The sequence below is a fragment of the Ruminococcus sp. OA3 genome, assembly GCF_022440845.1.
Classification (GTDB): domain Bacteria; phylum Bacillota; class Clostridia; order Lachnospirales; family Lachnospiraceae; genus Ruminococcus_G.
Window position 1 is genome coordinate 3,695,445 of the sequence record NZ_JAKNTO010000001.1, and the last position, 15,805, is coordinate 3,711,249.

The 15,805-nt window shown below is 46.0% G+C and carries 22 protein-coding genes; 2 read left to right on the forward strand and 20 right to left on the reverse strand.

What is annotated here, in order from left to right:
• The 9 genes from rpsC to MCG98_RS16995 form a co-directional block, all read right to left on the reverse strand.
• The gene (rpsC, locus tag MCG98_RS16955; protein ID WP_028528638.1) at nucleotides 1-660 is read right to left on the reverse strand and encodes a 30S ribosomal protein S3; all 660 of its coding nucleotides are present in this window, start codon (nucleotides 658-660) and stop codon (nucleotides 1-3) included.
• 11 nt (nucleotides 661-671) lie between these two features.
• Nucleotides 672-1,058, reverse strand: a complete 387-nt coding sequence (gene rplV / locus MCG98_RS16960; RefSeq protein ID WP_240303033.1) for a 50S ribosomal protein L22 — start codon at nucleotides 1,056-1,058, stop codon at nucleotides 672-674.
• A gap of 30 nt (nucleotides 1,059-1,088) precedes the next feature.
• Entirely contained in the window at nucleotides 1,089-1,370 is a 282-nt protein-coding gene (gene rpsS, locus MCG98_RS16965; RefSeq protein ID WP_240303034.1) for a 30S ribosomal protein S19, read from the reverse strand.
• 13 nt (nucleotides 1,371-1,383) lie between these two features.
• On the reverse strand, nucleotides 1,384-2,229 hold the full coding sequence (gene rplB, locus MCG98_RS16970) for a 50S ribosomal protein L2 (RefSeq protein WP_240303035.1): 846 nt from the start codon (nucleotides 2,227-2,229) through the stop codon (nucleotides 1,384-1,386).
• 179 nt (nucleotides 2,230-2,408) lie between these two features.
• Complete coding sequence (rplW, locus tag MCG98_RS16975) at nucleotides 2,409-2,708, reverse strand: 50S ribosomal protein L23 (RefSeq protein WP_028528642.1); 300 nt, start codon at nucleotides 2,706-2,708, stop codon at nucleotides 2,409-2,411.
• A complete protein-coding gene (gene rplD, locus MCG98_RS16980) occupies nucleotides 2,708-3,328 on the reverse strand; it encodes a 50S ribosomal protein L4 (protein WP_240303036.1) in 621 nt (206 codons plus the stop codon). Before rplD ends, rplW begins: the two co-directional genes overlap by 1 nt.
• Before the next feature lie 73 nt (nucleotides 3,329-3,401).
• A complete protein-coding gene (gene rplC / locus MCG98_RS16985; RefSeq protein WP_028528644.1) occupies nucleotides 3,402-4,037 on the reverse strand; it encodes a 50S ribosomal protein L3 in 636 nt (211 codons plus the stop codon).
• 119 nt (nucleotides 4,038-4,156) lie between these two features.
• The gene (gene rpsJ, locus MCG98_RS16990) at nucleotides 4,157-4,477 is read right to left on the reverse strand and encodes a 30S ribosomal protein S10 (RefSeq protein WP_240303037.1); all 321 of its coding nucleotides are present in this window, start codon (nucleotides 4,475-4,477) and stop codon (nucleotides 4,157-4,159) included.
• 296 nt (nucleotides 4,478-4,773) lie between these two features.
• Nucleotides 4,774-5,931, reverse strand: a complete 1,158-nt coding sequence (locus tag MCG98_RS16995; RefSeq protein WP_240303038.1) for a hypothetical protein — start codon at nucleotides 5,929-5,931, stop codon at nucleotides 4,774-4,776.
• A 187-nt stretch (nucleotides 5,932-6,118) separates the two neighbouring features.
• On the opposite strand from MCG98_RS16995, the gene MCG98_RS17000 reads away from it, so the two are divergent.
• Nucleotides 6,119-6,871, forward strand: coding sequence for a GNAT family N-acetyltransferase (locus MCG98_RS17000; RefSeq protein WP_240303039.1), 753 nt, complete (start codon nucleotides 6,119-6,121; stop codon nucleotides 6,869-6,871).
• 41 nt (nucleotides 6,872-6,912) lie between these two features.
• The gene (locus MCG98_RS17005; protein WP_240303040.1) at nucleotides 6,913-7,818 is read left to right on the forward strand and encodes a phosphatase PAP2 family protein; all 906 of its coding nucleotides are present in this window, start codon (nucleotides 6,913-6,915) and stop codon (nucleotides 7,816-7,818) included.
• A 102-nt stretch (nucleotides 7,819-7,920) separates the two neighbouring features.
• Here the strand turns inward: MCG98_RS17005 and MCG98_RS17010 are convergent, their stop codons facing one another.
• The 11 genes from MCG98_RS17010 to MCG98_RS17060 all read right to left on the reverse strand — a co-directional run bounded on the left by MCG98_RS17010 (nucleotide 7,921) and on the right by MCG98_RS17060 (nucleotide 15,799).
• Complete coding sequence (locus MCG98_RS17010) at nucleotides 7,921-8,178, reverse strand: HPr family phosphocarrier protein (RefSeq protein WP_240303041.1); 258 nt, start codon at nucleotides 8,176-8,178, stop codon at nucleotides 7,921-7,923.
• The gene (gene whiA, locus MCG98_RS17015; protein WP_240303042.1) at nucleotides 8,171-9,139 is read right to left on the reverse strand and encodes a DNA-binding protein WhiA; all 969 of its coding nucleotides are present in this window, start codon (nucleotides 9,137-9,139) and stop codon (nucleotides 8,171-8,173) included. Before whiA ends, MCG98_RS17010 begins: the two co-directional genes overlap by 8 nt.
• A 32-nt stretch (nucleotides 9,140-9,171) precedes the next feature.
• On the reverse strand, nucleotides 9,172-10,053 hold the full coding sequence (gene rapZ / locus MCG98_RS17020) for an RNase adapter RapZ (protein ID WP_240303043.1): 882 nt from the start codon (nucleotides 10,051-10,053) through the stop codon (nucleotides 9,172-9,174).
• A gap of 13 nt (nucleotides 10,054-10,066) precedes the next feature.
• Nucleotides 10,067-10,981 carry a UDP-N-acetylmuramate dehydrogenase gene (gene murB, locus MCG98_RS17025; protein ID WP_240303044.1) on the reverse strand — a complete coding sequence of 305 codons (915 nt, stop codon included), beginning with the start codon at nucleotides 10,979-10,981 and terminating at the stop codon, nucleotides 10,067-10,069.
• Between the two features lie 68 nt (nucleotides 10,982-11,049).
• Entirely contained in the window at nucleotides 11,050-11,778 is a 729-nt protein-coding gene (locus MCG98_RS17030) for a tRNA threonylcarbamoyladenosine dehydratase (RefSeq protein ID WP_240303474.1), read from the reverse strand.
• A 111-nt stretch (nucleotides 11,779-11,889) separates the two neighbouring features.
• Nucleotides 11,890-12,246, reverse strand: coding sequence for a SpoVA/SpoVAEb family sporulation membrane protein (locus MCG98_RS17035; RefSeq protein ID WP_240303045.1), 357 nt, complete (start codon nucleotides 12,244-12,246; stop codon nucleotides 11,890-11,892).
• Nucleotides 12,247-12,259: 13 nt separating this feature from the next.
• On the reverse strand, nucleotides 12,260-13,276 hold the full coding sequence (gene spoVAD / locus MCG98_RS17040) for a stage V sporulation protein AD (protein ID WP_240303046.1): 1,017 nt from the start codon (nucleotides 13,274-13,276) through the stop codon (nucleotides 12,260-12,262).
• 71 nt (nucleotides 13,277-13,347) lie between these two features.
• The gene (upp, locus tag MCG98_RS17045) at nucleotides 13,348-13,977 is read right to left on the reverse strand and encodes a uracil phosphoribosyltransferase (protein WP_240303047.1); all 630 of its coding nucleotides are present in this window, start codon (nucleotides 13,975-13,977) and stop codon (nucleotides 13,348-13,350) included.
• Nucleotides 13,978-14,022: 45 nt separating this feature from the next.
• Nucleotides 14,023-14,769 carry a ZIP family metal transporter gene (locus MCG98_RS17050; RefSeq protein WP_240303048.1) on the reverse strand — a complete coding sequence of 249 codons (747 nt, stop codon included), beginning with the start codon at nucleotides 14,767-14,769 and terminating at the stop codon, nucleotides 14,023-14,025.
• Between the two features lie 147 nt (nucleotides 14,770-14,916).
• Nucleotides 14,917-15,387, reverse strand: coding sequence for a SpoVA/SpoVAEb family sporulation membrane protein (locus MCG98_RS17055; protein ID WP_240303049.1), 471 nt, complete (start codon nucleotides 15,385-15,387; stop codon nucleotides 14,917-14,919).
• 4 nt (nucleotides 15,388-15,391) lie between these two features.
• Complete coding sequence (locus tag MCG98_RS17060; RefSeq protein WP_240303050.1) at nucleotides 15,392-15,799, reverse strand: stage V sporulation protein AB; 408 nt, start codon at nucleotides 15,797-15,799, stop codon at nucleotides 15,392-15,394.
• Between the last annotated feature and the right edge of the window lie 6 nt (nucleotides 15,800-15,805).

Below are 15,805 nucleotides of genomic sequence, written 5' to 3' on the forward strand. Positions count from 1 at the left end.
TTATTTATCGCTCCCTTCCTTAGCTCCTTTGGTTGGAAGTACTTCGCCATTGTAGATCCACGCTTTTACGCCAACTTTGCCGTATGTGGTATCTGCTTCTGCGAAACCATAGTCGATATCTGCTCTTAAAGTCTGAAGCGGGATATTTCCTTCGCTGTAGAACTCTGTACGAGCCATATCTGCTCCACCAAGACGTCCTGACACTGATGTTTTGATTCCTTTAGCTCCGGCTTTCATTGTTCTGGACATGGTTGATTTCATCGCACGTCTGAATGAAATACGGTTTTCCAGCTGCAATGCGATATTTTCAGCGACAAGCTGTGCATCTTTATCCGGTCTTTTCACTTCTTTAATATCTACGATCAGTTTCTTTCCTGTAACCTGTTTCTGAAGTTCAGCTTTTACTTTTTCAATTTCAGAACCGCCCTTACCGATCACGATACCCGGTTTTGCTGTATAAATGATAACTTTAACAACTTCTGATGCTCTTTCGATTTCAATTCTGGAAACACCGGCGCTGTACAGTTTTTTCTTCAGAAATGTTCTGATATTATAGTCTTCCACTAAGTAATCTGCAAAATCGCTTTCTGCATACCATCTGGAATCCCAGTCTTTGATAACTCCGACTCTAAGTCCATGTGGGTTAACTTTCTGTCCCATGATTGCCCTCCTTATCTTTCATCCAACACGACAGAGATATGACTCGTTCTTTTTTCGATTCTGTATGCTCTGCCCTGTGCTCTCGGTTTAATTCTCTTCATCGTAGGTGCTTTGTTTGCATAGCACTCAGCAATGTAAAGGTTGTCAGCACTCATGCCATTGTTGTTCTCTGCATTTGCGATTGCGGATTCTAACAGTTTCTTGATAACGCTGGAAGCGTATCTGGGATTGTATGTCAAGATACCAAGTGCTGTTTTCACATCCTTGCCGCGGATTACATCCAGTACATAACATGCTTTCTGTACGGACATTCTTGCGTAGGATAATTTCGCAGATGGTCTTGTGTCTTTATTTTCATTTCTTGCTCTCTTAATTTGACTTCTGTGTCCTTTTGCCACGAGAAAAGCCTCCTTTCAATATCCTAACGATTAACGAACTCCTGATCTCTTTTCGTCTTTTCCATGTCCTCTGTAAGTTCTGGTTGCCACGAACTCACCGAGTTTGTGTCCAACCATATCCTCTGTAACATATACCGGCACATGTTTTCTTCCATCATGGACAGCAATTGTATGTCCAACGAACTGCGGGAAGATTGTGGAACGACGTGACCAGGTTTTAATAACTGTTTTATTGCCAGATGCATTCAGAGCTTCTACTGCTTTGAGTAAGCTTTTATCTGCAAAAGGTCCTTTTTTCAGTGAACGAGCCATTCGCTTTCCCTCCTTATTTAGCTAATGCTTTACCATCTCTTCTTCTTACAATATATTTGTTTGACTGTTTATGTTTCTTTCTTGTCTTCAGACCAAGAGCAGGTTTACCCCATGGAGTACACGGACCCGGACGGCCGATACCGGTCTTACCTTCACCACCACCGTGTGGATGGTCATTCGGGTTCATAACAGAACCACGTACGGTAGGACGGATTCCCATGTTACGTTTACGCCCTGCTTTACCGATGTTGATCAGGTTATGATCACCATTTCCAACAACACCGATGGATGCTCTGCAGACAATCGGAACCATTCTCATCTCACCAGATGGTAATCTCAAGGTAGCGTATTTACCTTCTTTAGCCATTAACTGAGCGCCGTTTCCAGCGGAACGAACTAACTGTCCACCCTTGCCAGGATATAATTCAATGTTGTGTACCATGGTACCAACAGGAATGTCAATAAGAGGCAGGCAATTGCCCGGTCTTACTTCTGCGTGAGGTCCGTTCATAATCTTCATGCCAACCTTGAGCCCTTCCGGAGCCAGGATGTATGCTTTTTCGCCGTCCTCATAGCAGATCAGTGCGATATTTGCTGTTCTGTTCGGATCGTACTCGATACCGATTACTTTTGCTGCAACATCATCTTTTCTTCTCTTGAAATCGATGATCCTATATTTTCTTCTGCTTCCGCCTCCGCGGTGTCTCACAGTAATTTTACCCTGGTTGTTACGGCCAGAATTCTTCTTCAGGGACACTACCAGAGATTTTTCCGGTGCTGTCTTTGTGATTTCAGAGAAATCAGAACCGGTCATATGTCTTCTGGAAGGTGTATATGGGTTAAATGTCTTAATTCCCATTGTTGTTTCTCCTTTCGATGTTTATTATCACGCTTTACCTGCGTATAAGTTGTCACATGTGTGACTGTGCAATCTATGCTTGCTGAGGAAGTTCGATTCACTAAGTTCTTTCAAACAAGCTTCGCACTAAATTCACCCTGCGTCTGTCGACTTGTGCTCATTAAGTGCTCGGGCTTAGTCTACAGCCCCTCGAAAATCTCAATGTCTTTGCTGTCTGCTGTCAGAGCAACAATTGCTTTTTTCGTTTTGGCAGTTCTTCCGACTTTCATGCCGCGGCGTTTTTTCTTACCATCCATGTTCATGGTGTTAACGCTCTTTACTTCTGTTCCTTCGAACATTTTTTCAACTGCTTCTTTAATCATAGTCTTGTTTGCTTCCGGGTGAACAAGGAATGTATATTTCTTTTCTCCCATTGCATTCATACTTTTTTCCGTTACGACTGGTTTAAGGATTACATCATAATATTGAATGTTAGCCATTATGCGTACACCTCCTCAATTGAAGCAACAGCAGCTTTCGTCACGATCACTGTGTTGTATTTTAAGATATCGTAAACATTAATTGTGTTTGTGGAAGCCGTCATCACATCCGGAATATTTCTTGCGGACAGCGTAATATTATTGTTATCACCATTCAAAACAACTAATGCTTTATTTACTTTCAGGTTATCGAGAACCTTTTTCATATCCTTTGTTTTGATTGCATCCAGTTTCAGATCATCCAGTACAATCAGTTTGTTTTCCTGCACACGAGATGTAAGTGCGGACTTCAGAGCCAGTCTTCTCTCTTTTTTATTCATTTTGAAAGAGTAGTCTCTTGGAGTCGGAGCAAATACAACACCGCCGCCTGTCCACTGTGGAGATCTCGTTGAACCCTGTCTTGCGTGACCGGTACCTTTCTGTCTCCATGGCTTTCTTCCACCGCCTCTGACTTCAGAGCGTGTTTTTGCTTTCTGTGTTCCCTGACGATTATTTGCAAGCTGACGTACAACAGCCATATGCACGAGGTGTTCATTCACATTAACACCGAACACTGCATCGTTCAGCTCCATTGTGCCAACTTCATTGCCTTCCATATTATAAACAGATACGTTTGCCATCTGTGTGTTCCTCCTTTCCTCATGTCTGCCGCATGGCATCATGGTACACCTTTAGGTGTTTCCTACAAAAAAATTATTTTATAGTTTTAACGGTTTCTTTAATCGTTACCAAAGATTTTTTAGGTCCTGGTACAGCACCTTTTACCAGCAGCAGGTTGTTCTCTGCATCTACGCTTACGATCTCCAGGTTCTGGATCGTAATTTTCTTGTTCCCCATCTGACCCGGCATTTTCTTACCCTTGAATACTTTACTCGGATCGGACGCAGCACCGTTGGAACCTGCATGACGGTGATATTTGGAACCATGAGTCATAGGTCCTCTGGACTGTCCATGTCTCTTGATGGCACCCTGAAAGCCTTTACCTTTGGAAATTGCTGTCGCATCAACTTTGTCACCTGCTTCAAAGATATCAGCCTTGATTTCCTGTCCTAATTCAAAACTTTCCGCATCATCGAGTTTAAACTCTCTGACGAATCTCTTATACGAAACGCCTGCTTTTTCAAACTGTCCTTTCATTGGTTTATTCACAAGTTTTTCTCTCTTGTCAACATAACCAACCTGTACTGCACTGTATCCGTCATTGTCGACAGTTTTTACCTGTGTTACCACACAAGGTCCAGCCTGCAGCACAGTTACCGGAGTTAATACTCCATCTTCGTTGAAGATCTGTGTCATACCGATCTTTGTTGCTAAAATCGCTTTCTTCATTTCTTTACCTCCTGCTTAATCTACAGCGGATTACACTGTGTTGTGCAATCATCCTAGACAGAAAGTCAATACACGATGTAATCATTATATTAACCTGTAGGATAATTTACTTCATTTCATTATTTTTTGTTTTTCATTTTGATATCAATGTATACACCTGCCGGCATTTCCAGTCTGGATAATGCATCAACCGTTCTCTGGGTCGGTGTAACGATATCGATCAGTCTTTTATGAGTTCTCTGCTCAAACTGTTCTCTGGAATCTTTGTACTTATGAACCGCTCTAAGAATTGTAACTACCTCTTTCTTAGTCGGAAGTGGGACCGGTCCACTCACTACTGCTCCATTCTTTTTTACAGTTTCGATAATTTTGCTTGCAGATGCATCAACCAGCTGATGATCATAAGCTTTCAATGTGATTCTCATTACTTGACTTGCCATAAAAAAAGTCGCCTCCTTTTCGCACTTTTCGAGTACGACAAGCGGTGACTGTACACATCCCCGGGTGTGTCCTAAAATCACACGCGGCATTCCATTCTTACCATGGACTTTTTTAACTTGTACAGTGACTTGTCGCCAGTTTTCTAACTTGACATTCGCTCCACGGAAAACCTGCAGTTTCTGCAGCAACCTCGCGCTTCACAGCTATCAATGTCACAACATGAATCATTATAAACGAAACCCCTCGCAAATGCAAGGGGTTTTTTTCATTTTCTAGATTTTTTTTCATGTTTCGATTAAAGCAAATCCGAATAGTCAAGAATCGTCACACCGCTGTCTTCATCTTTTACCACACCCGGCTCCTCACCTTCTTCTTTTGCTCTTCTCAGCAATTCTTCCGCTGTGCAGACAGGCATGGCAAGTGTCTTTTCTTCCATCTGTTCTTCTTCTGTTTCCGGCTCTTCTGTTTCCTCAGCCTCTTCTTCTGCCGATTCTGCAGTCTCCGCTGACTCTTCCTCCTCCGGTTCCTCCCACAGATCTCCTTCATCAGTCGTTTCAAATTCCTGCAGCAGAACGCGAAGATCATCATCTGCTTCCGGCTCAGTACCGGACTCCTGAACGTCCCCGCCATGACCACCTGACACAAGTGCCTCCTCCTGCCGCAGAAGCTGCTCTATCTCAAGGACATCTTCCGCTTCTTCTACCGGTTCTGCCTCAGGCTTAAACTCAGGCTCTTCCGGAATGATTTCCAGCTCTTCCGTCTCAAAGGCATCTGCCAGTATATTTTCCTCAGCGTACGGTGTCTCTGACCTCCCGCCCTGAAGTCTTTCCTGCTCAACAACACTTGATACGGCTGACGCGATCGCATTGCTGGCCTCTTCCATGATCTGCGAGGACATATCGACATGAACCGGACGTCTCACCGGCCGTTCTGTTTCATACTCCTCCTCAGCATCCTCATCATCCTCGTCTTCCTCGTCGTCATCAGGACGCCAGAGTTCTGCCAGAACAAAAAGAATCACGACAAACACAACAGCCAGACCTATGATGATCAACCCTTCCGTACTTTTCATCGCCATCGAAATATATCCGATAAACGGAACGCTCAAGACCACTTTCGGTACATTTGAACGAAATGTTTTCGTAACCGGCTCTGAATTCGGATTTTTTGTGTCTTCGAGCACACATGCGCCATCACTGGTATCTATGCTTTTGACACGATATACATAATTGCTGTCACTTTCAGACACAAGTACATCGTCACCAATTTCAAGTTCTGTAACTTTATCATCTATCGCATAAGTCACGGATCCTTTGCCAAGGTTCGTATCCATATCCACTTCATCGATGATTACTGTCGTCACCCCTGCCAGAGGCGGAATCAGCAGAGCTCCCGCAACCACAATGGAAAGCAGCAGAATAATGTTTACAATCCATTTTAAAAATCTTGCCATTCTTATTCTCTCCTTGTATTTAAATTCCCATTACTTTTTATTCTAACATCAGATTTGGAATCTGTACACAAAAAAATATATAAAATATTTGCTTCCGCACACCCCGGACAGCCATTCCCGCCCGAAAGCACCTTGCCCCACACATGATTATGAATTATAATAGCTTCAATTGGAGGTAATATCTATTATGAATTCTGACATCAAAACCATCGAAGACCTCTCATTAAATGCCTGGCCTTCACACCAGATACAGATATACGACGGCTGGCTGCTTCGGTTTTCCTATTTTTATACACACCGTACAAACAGTGTGGAACAGATTGGCCTTTCCACCATTCCCATTGATGATAAAATCGAATACTGTGAGCAGGTCTACCGAAAGTGGGGAACCCCTTCCATATTTAAAATAAGCCCCCTCGTAGACAGGATCTTCGACAGAGAACTGGAACGCCGCGGTTATACAACAGAGCATACAACAGACGTCATGACACTGGACCTAAAACAGTTCAGTCCCTGCCGTAACGTTTCCGAGGTTATTTTAGAGCAGACGATATCACCCCGGTGGATCAGCGGACTGTTCGAATTAAAAGGCACCACCAATGCAACACACCGCCAGATCGTCCCCTCGATGTACCGCGCAATACCCAAAGATACGATTGCCGCATCAATTATCACAGACGGAAAAATCGCCGCAACCGGACTCGGCATCATGGACCGGGAATTTATCGGCCTGTATGCCATTCACGTCCATCCTGCCTGCCGGGGGCGCGGATATGCCCGCGCAATCTGCAGTGCAATTTTACACGAGGGAATAAAGCAGGGCGCATCACGCTCCTATCTTCAGGTAGTCTCCGGCAACAAACCGGCCGAAATGCTTTACCGTTCCTTCGGATACGAACCCCTCTATACATACTGGTTCCGTATTCTTCCTCTGCATTGACAATATAATATAGATATAACTATAAAAGGAGTATTTAACATATGGATTTCTTACGATTACTGGCTGAACACCGCACGCTGCCGCTCGATGCGCTTTTTCAGTTTATCACTCTGTTCGCACAGGAAACATTTGTCGTGGCAGTCATTTGCTGGTATTACTGGGGACGTGATAAAAATCTGGCTTACACGCTTGGGTTCACCTACTTTCTCTCCGGACTTACCATCCAGGGACTGAAAGTTACTTTCCGGATACCGCGGCCCTGGGTGCTGGACCCGGACTTTTCTCCTGTAAAATCCGCCGTTCCCGCTGCGACAGGCTATTCATTCCCAAGCGGCCATACCCAGAGCGGTACTGCTCTGTTTTCAACACTTGGTTTTTCCTCAAAAAAAACCGTGACCCGGTTCCTGTATTTTTCCATGATTGTACTGATCGGTTTTTCCAGGCTTTATCTTGGTGTGCACACTCCAAAAGACGTCCTGGTTTCGATGGCTGTAACATTTGCAATCTCAGCACTTGTATGGAAATACGGGCGCCCTCTGCTTGACAGTACAAGATACGATCTCACCGTCAGCCTGCTGATGATCCTTGTATCCTGTATACTTATCATTTACAATTTTACCTTATACCATACAGGAGTTCTCCCGGCCTCCGAAGCTGCTGATTGCTTTAAAGCCGGCGGAGCCGGCCTGGGCTTCGCAGCCGGTTTCTTTGTGGAAAGACGCTGGATCAAATTCACTTACCCGGACACCTTCAGGGAAAGGCTGCTGCAGTTTTCAGTCGGTCTCCTGACCACTCTCGCGTTCCAGCAGGGGCTAAAACCCCTTCTTGGTGATTCTTTCTATGGAAGCATACTGCGCTATCTGATCGTTGTTTTCTGGGTCATCGCCTTATACCCATATCTTTTTCAGAAAATCAAAAACTCTGCTCAGCGCGGCCTCCGCGCATAAGCGTAACACAAAGCAGAAGTTCCATCACAGTAAAAAGAAGGCATCAAAAGACTGTGTGTTCACAGCTTTCGGTGCCTTCTTTAAATTCTCATTTTATATCTGTTATTTACGGGATGACAGATACTTCTCAATTCCCTGAATTGCTTCCTCTTCGTCTTTGCCGTTTGCATATACAACGACACTTTCCCCCGTTGACAGCCCCAGAGTCATCATTCCCATGATGCTCTTCGCGTTAACTTTTCGCACTCCGCTCTCAATTTGAATCTCACTTTCAAATTGGCTTGCAACCTGAACAAGCATCGCCACGGGACGAGCTTCCAGTCCATTCGCCAGCTGAATCGTAATTGGTTTCTTAATCATAATAAAACTCCTCCTTGTTCTCCTTAAGCTTAGAAGCAATCTCACTTAATTTTCTCAGCCTGTGGTTCACCCCGGATTTTCCAACCTCAGGTGTCAGCATCGTACCAAGCTCTTTCAGGGTTGCCTCCGGATATTCTAATCTCAAAACCGCTATTTCCTCCAGACCCTCTGCCAGGCTGTTAAGCCCTGCCGTATCCCGGATATATTCAATATCTTCTATCTGTTTAACAGCTGCGGAAACTGTTTTATTGATATTCGCAGTTTCACAGTTCACTTTTCGATTTACGTTATTCCGCATCTCTTTCAGAATCCTGATGTTTTCCAGATTCATCAGGGAAACATTTGCTTCCATCAAGCCTAGGAAGTCAACAATCTGGGCACCCTCCTTTATATAAACAACATAATATTTCTTGCGACTCACAATCTTTGCCTCAATCCCAAGGCTCATGATGATCTCCTGAAGCTGTGCCGCCCTGTCCATAGCTGTACATACGATTTCCAGATGATAAAACTTTTCAGGCGCACTCAATGAGCCGGATGCCAGAAATGCACCTCTTACAAATGCCCTTTTACAGCAGTTCCGCTGTACTACCAGATGATTGACGAGCGCAATATCTTCCGCCGGCATACCGTCTCCGCCCAAAAATTTCGCGGCTTTCAAAAGCCGAACCGACTCTTCATGCGATGATACCGTAAGCAGATATACATTACTTTTCTTCAAATACTGATTGCGCCGAATCACAATTTCAGTATCTATCTTAAATCCTTTTTTCAAGATTGTAAAGCATTTTCTCGCAACAGCTACATTTTCCGTATGTATTTTTATTGAATACCGGTCTTCCTCCGAGATCAGAACTTCGCCGCACATGCTGATGATGGCCGCGATCTCAGCAATCTGGCAATGCCTCGCCGCATTGAATTGTTTTGATAATTCTTCCTTTACATCCCCCGAAAAAGACATGTTCTACCCTCTTTCCAAATGCCGCACCACGTTCACAGAGGCTTTGTCACAATATCCTTTCCTATGTCCCGGTGCTCTATTTTCAGCCCGTATTCCTCTTCGCCTGACAGCCGGTAAAACAACTCGTTTGCCAGTGTTACAGAACGGTGTTTTCCGCCGGTACATCCCACAGCGATGACCAGCTGATTTTTTCCTTCTACTATATAATTCGGAATCAGAAATCTTATCATGTCATCAAGCTTTTTCAGAAACTGTACCGCGACTTCAAATCCCAGCACATAATCCTTCACCGGTGCATCATTCCCGCTTAAAGGCCGCAGTTCCTCCAGATAATACGGATTCGGAAGAAACCGTACATCGAATACGAGATCAGCATCTTCCGGTATCCCATATTTAAATCCAAATGACAGGATCGTGATCATCAGGCTTTTAAATTTCTGATCCCTTACAAATATCTTATCAAGCTCAGCTTTCAGTTCTCTTGTAAGCAACCTGCTCGTATCCAGTATATAATCTGCGTGAGTCTTGAGAAACTGCAGTTTGCTGCGTTCTCTGCTGATCCCCGTCTCCACACGCCCGGTGCCCGCCAAAGGATGGCTGCGGCGCGTCTCCTTATACCTTTTGATCAGGACATCATCATCTGCATCCAGATACAGAATTTCATAGTTCAGATGATTCATCGCCATATTTTCCAGTATCTTTTCCAGTGCATCAAGTGATTCTCCGCTGCGGATATCCACCCCCAATGCAACCTTTTGTATTCCATCCGGAACACTCTCTACAGCAAATTGTGCAAATTTTTCCATAAGCGCGATCGGAAGGTTATCCACACAAAAATATCCTGCATCCTCCAGCATTTTCAATGCCGTACTTTTACCAGCCCCCGACATACCGGTCACAATCACAAAGCGCATACGCTCTCCTCTTTTAATGAAATTCTCCCAAAAACTTAACTTCCGGTTCCAATTCCACTCCAAACCGTGCTTTTACTTCTTTTCTCACATGTTCCATCAGATTTCGTACGTCCCGCGCCGTAGCATCCTGCACATTTACGACGAATCCACAATGTTTTTCCGATATCATGGCGCCTCCGACACGGTACCCCCGGAGCCCGGCATCCATGATCAGTTTGCCTGCAAAATATCCCTGTGGTCTCTTAAACGTGCTTCCCGCACTCGGAAATTCAAGCGGCTGTTTCTCACACCTCTGTCTTTTCAGCTCATCCATCCTCTCACGGATTGCGGAAATATCACCCTTTTCAAGTTCAAACACAGCTTCCAAAACAATATAATGTTCTCTTTTAATGATGCTGGTGCGATACCCCAGTTCCAGCCTGTCTGCCGGTATCACAAGGATCTCCCCATCCTGTTTCAGTACGGTTACTTCCGCAAGGATATCTTTCATCTCACCGCCATAAGCACCCGCATTCATTACAACCGCACCGCCGGCTGTCCCCGGTATCCCCGCGGCAAATTCCATGCCGGTAAGTCCGTGCTCCAGCGCCCTGCTGCCAATCTGCGAGAGAAGAGCCCCCGCCTGAGCCCTGATCCGTATACCTTCAACCGTAATGCCACTCATATTTCTATAGAGCTGAATAATCACTCCCCGATACCCGTCATCACTGACGAGAAGGTTGCTTCCATTTCCAATAATGCAGCCGGGTATCTTCTCATCCCTGCACAGCCTCAGTACATCAGCTGTCTGCCCGGCATTCCGCGGACTTACAAAATAATCTGCCGGTCCTCCGATACGGAATGTCGTATGATTTTTCATGGGCTCCTCCTGCTGCACAAAATCCTCACCGACAACCGCACATAATTTTTCATATATCGATTCCTTCAAATCGTTTCCTCTGCCTTCCACTGTTTTTTATTCTCCGCTGTCCTCTATATACTTTATCTTCAGTACTGTTATTTTATGCTTTTTTGACTCAGTAAATCGCGAATGACTTCACCTGCCAGTATCAGCCCTGCCGCCGACGGAACAAATGATATACTTCCCGGGACAGGATGTGTCGTATTGCCTTTCCTCTCATCCGTATCTGCTCTTCTCTTCACGGGAACCTCTTTGGAATAAAGAACCTTCACCTTTTTAATTCTGCGTTTTCGAAGTTCCTGGCGCATCACTTTGGCCAGCGGGCAGACACTGGTCTTAGAAATATCTGTAATCTCAAATCGTCCCGGATCCAGTTTATTGCCCGTTCCCATAGAACATATAATCGGCGTTCCCGCTTTTTTCGCATTTTCAATCAATAAAAGCTTAGACGTTACCGTATCAATCGCATCGACAACGTAGTCAAACGACTGAAGATCAAACAGTCCGGCGGTCTCTTCATTATAGAACGTCTGATATGTATGCACCAGCATATCAGGATCTATATCACGCACCCTGTCTTTCGCCACCTCTGTTTTAAATTTTCCGATCGTCGAATGCAGTGCAAACAGCTGACGGTTCATGTTGGTCACAGAAATCACATCGTGATCTACCAAAGTCAGCGATCCAATCCCGCACCTCGCCAAAGCCTCAACAACGTATGACCCGACTCCCCCCAGGCCAAAGACAGCTACTTTCACCCTGCTAAGCTGCCGTATCCCTTCGCTCCCTATTAAAACCTCTGTTCTGGAAAGCTCCTGCTGCAATATCATGTCCTCTCTTCTTCTTTTCGTATACCGTCACAATCCCGGCTCTTTTCGGTTATCATACCATACTCTTTATAAAAAATGCAACCGGACAAGCCGGCTGCATCATATTTAAGACTTCATTTTGGGTTTGCACACCAGACTGACCAGATATCCAAAGATCAGGGCGGCCGATGTTCCCACCGCTCCTGCCTTAAAGCCACCCATAAATAATCCTATAAACCCGTCCGCATCCACGGCTTCTTTAATCCCTTTCCAAAGCACATTGCCAAATCCGAGGAGCGGTACACTCGCCCCTCCGCCGGCAAATTCCTGAAACGGTCCATATACGCCTATGGCTCCCAGAAATGCCCCGGTGCACACGAGCAGTACCATGATACGGCCGGGCATCAGCTTTGTACGGTCCAGCAAAATCTGTACAAGTGCACAGATCAGCCCCCCTACCCAAAATGCATTGATATAATCCATCTTTTGGCCTCCTTTACGCTTCTACATGTTCCAGTACAACACCGTGCGCGATACCAGGAACACTTTGCCCTTCATAAAAACTGACTTTAGACAGCAATGCTCCTGTCGGAACAAACAGAATCCGCTTCCACTCACCGCTCTCAAGTCTCGGCAAAATATAAGAAGCAAACACAGTGGCAGCACAGCCACAGCCGCTCCCTCCCGCATGTGTATCCTGATTCTCCTGATCATAGATAAGCATGCCGCAGTCCAGATGCTGCCTGTGGATATCACACCCTTTTTCTTTCAGCAGATCCAGCAGGATTCTCTGTCCGACATATCCGAGATCTCCTGTTATGATATGATCATAGTCTTCCGGTTTTCTGATAAAGTCCTTCAGATTACAGAATATGGTATCGCATGCCGCCGGCGCCATGCAGGCTCCCATGTTTTGTGAGTCCTTAAGTCCATAATCAACGATCTTACCTGTCGTGATCCCCGTTATCTTTACCCTGCTTCTTTTTGTGCCAAGTACGCATGCGCCGCTTCCCGTGACCGTCCAGGCTGCTGAAAGAGGCCTCTGATTCCCGTACTCAAGCGGAAAGCGAAATTCTTTCTCTGCACTTCCGAAATGACTCGATGTAAGTGCCAGCACGTAATCTGCATATTCTCCCGCCACCGCCATCGAGCCAAGAGACAGAGCCTCCCCCATAGTGGAGCAGGCCCCGTACAGACCGTACAGCGGTATCCCGAGAGTGACGATCCCAAAACTTGAGGCAATCGACTGTGCCAGCAGGTCCCCAGCAAAAATCATGCGTATCTGGCTGTTCTGCATCCCGGCCTTTTGAACCGCAAGTTGCGCCGCCTCTTTCTGGAGCGTGCTCTCAGCCTCTTCCCAGCTGTTCATCCCAAGCATGGGGTCTTCTTTTGCGCAGTCAAAACACAGGCCAAGCGGCCCTTCCTTCTCTTTACTGCCCACAATGGAAGCACCGCTCAGTACGTATACCTCTTTCTTTAATTCAATGCTTTGTTTTCCAATTGTCTGTTTCATATTCAACCCTGCCTTTAATTCCTGTTCTGGAATTAGTATCTCTCATTTCCGGCAGAATCATACAGTACAATCTATTTTGTCCCAAAGATACGGTCACCGGCATCTCCAAGACCCGGGCATATGTACGCATCTTCATTCAGTTCCCGGTCCACACATCCACAGTAGATCTGCACATCCGGATGTGCCTTCTGCAGGCGCCGCACTCCTTCCGGAGCAGCAATAATACACATGAATTTAATCTTCTTCCCGCCATGCTGCTTCACAAAATTAATCGCAGCCTCCGCTGATCCTCCCGTCGCGAGCATTGGATCCAGAACGACGATCACTCTCTCCTCGATGGGATCGGGTAATTTACAGTAATACTCATGCGGTTCGTGAGTCGCATGATCACGGTAAAGCCCGACATGGCCCACCTTTGCCGACGGAACCAGTGCCAGAATACCATTCACCATGCCAAGCCCCGCACGCAGAATCGGTACGATCGCCAGTTTTTTTCCGGCGATAACAGGAGATTCACACTCCTCTATCGGCGTTTTTACAGTGATTTTTTCCATTTTCAGATCCCTCAGCGCCTCATATCCCATCAGCATGCCGATCTCTTCCACTAATTTACGAAATTCATTCGTTCCCGTTGTCTCATCACGCAGCCGTGAGATCTTGTGTTGGATCAACGGATGATCCATAATAAATACCTGTTCCATATTATTCTCCTCATCTTTTATTCACCGCCTGTTGAGGCTGTCACCTTAAATATACCAGTCCATCAGAATCATCGTCATGAACCCGAAAAGCAACGCGTATGTTGCCTGCCGCTCATACCCATGACTGTGAGTCTCCGGGATCATCTCATCGCTCACCACGTAGATCATCGTTCCTCCAGCAAATGCAAGCGCAAAAGGAAGTATCGCGCTCGCGACAGTTACCGCGCCAAAACCAATCATTGTTCCGATAATTTCTATTACTCCGGTAAAACACGCTATGACAAACACGCGGAATCTGGGCACTCCAGCCATAATAAGAGGAGACACGATCACCATCCCCTCCGGGATATTCTGAAGCGCAATACCGATAGCCACCGTTATCGCATTCCCTATATTTTCCGTGCCAAAGCCAACCCCGGCAGCGATCCCCTCCGGCAGATTATGAATAGCAATCGCCATCACGAAAAGCATGACTTTATTCAGCTGGCTCTGCCTGTCAGCATGTGCTTCCTGGTCCATTCCCGTAATGCGGTGAAGATGCGGGGTGAGCCGGTCTGCAAAATTTAAAAACACCGCCCCCGTCAGTATCCCCAGAAGCGAAATCCAGACATTGCCCTCTTCCAGAGAGGGAACGATCAGTCCAAGCACTGCTGCCCCAAGCATGATCCCGGCTGCATAGCTCAGTATAATATCATTGAAGCGATGTGGTATCCCGCGAAATAAAAACCCGATCAAAACTCCGACAATGGTGGCTCCTCCTACACCAAACGCCGTAATGACTGCCAGCTGCATATTCTTTATCCTCCTGTAGATCAGTCTGTTAAAACACTATTATTGTATCAAATTTATCTTAATATAACTACCTGCAATCACATATTTCTTAACAGAACAAAGAGTCCGGCAAACCGGACTCCCGTATTGAACCAAATATTACCTGTATCAGCCCACCACACCGCAGATTTTCAATATCCAGTAAATCAGGCCGATGATCCACGAGCTTGTGATCCCATATAAGATGACCGGTCCCGCGATCGAAAAAATCTTGGCGCCCTTTCCAAAGACCTCCCCTTCTGTCTGGTATTCGATCGCTGCCGCAGCTACGGAATTGGCAAATCCCGTAATCGGTACAAGGGCTCCCGCACCCGCGAACTTTGCAAGTTTAGGATAAATATTGAATCCCGTCAACACCGCACTCAAAAGCACCAGAATCAGGGAACACCAGGCTGCTGCTTTCTCTTTGTCAAGTCCCTGCCCCTGAGCCATATTCAGCAGAAACTGTCCGAGCACGCAGATCAGCCCTCCCACAATAAACGCCTTCAGCATGTTGGCAGGCAGGCTGTGCACCGGTGTTACTTCTTTGACATACTTTTCATATTCTTTTTTACTTGCTTCTGTTTTCAGACTTTCCATGACATCACCATCCTTTATAGAAAAACCACAATGAACCGAGCACTTTTCCAAGTGCCATACTGACAATCACAAACGCAACACCTTTGACAATTCCGGTTCTCCGAAACAGGATCGCATAGATATCCACTACTTCACCGAGTGCCACAATCCAGCTCCCCAGAAAAATTCCGGAAAATGTACCGAACACCAGCAGGCCGATCCAGCCAAGAGGAATCCCCACCGGCAGAAAGCACATCACATTCCCGACCACCGCTCCCAGAATAGCCATATTTTCATACAGCATGATGTGTTCAGCCGTCCTCGTGATCCCCGCATAACGCGGTACAATCCCAAGACTGATGATAAAAGCCACGACTCCGCTTGCGATCACACCCCCAAAACACAGCCCCAAAAAACACAGCACCACATACATATCCTG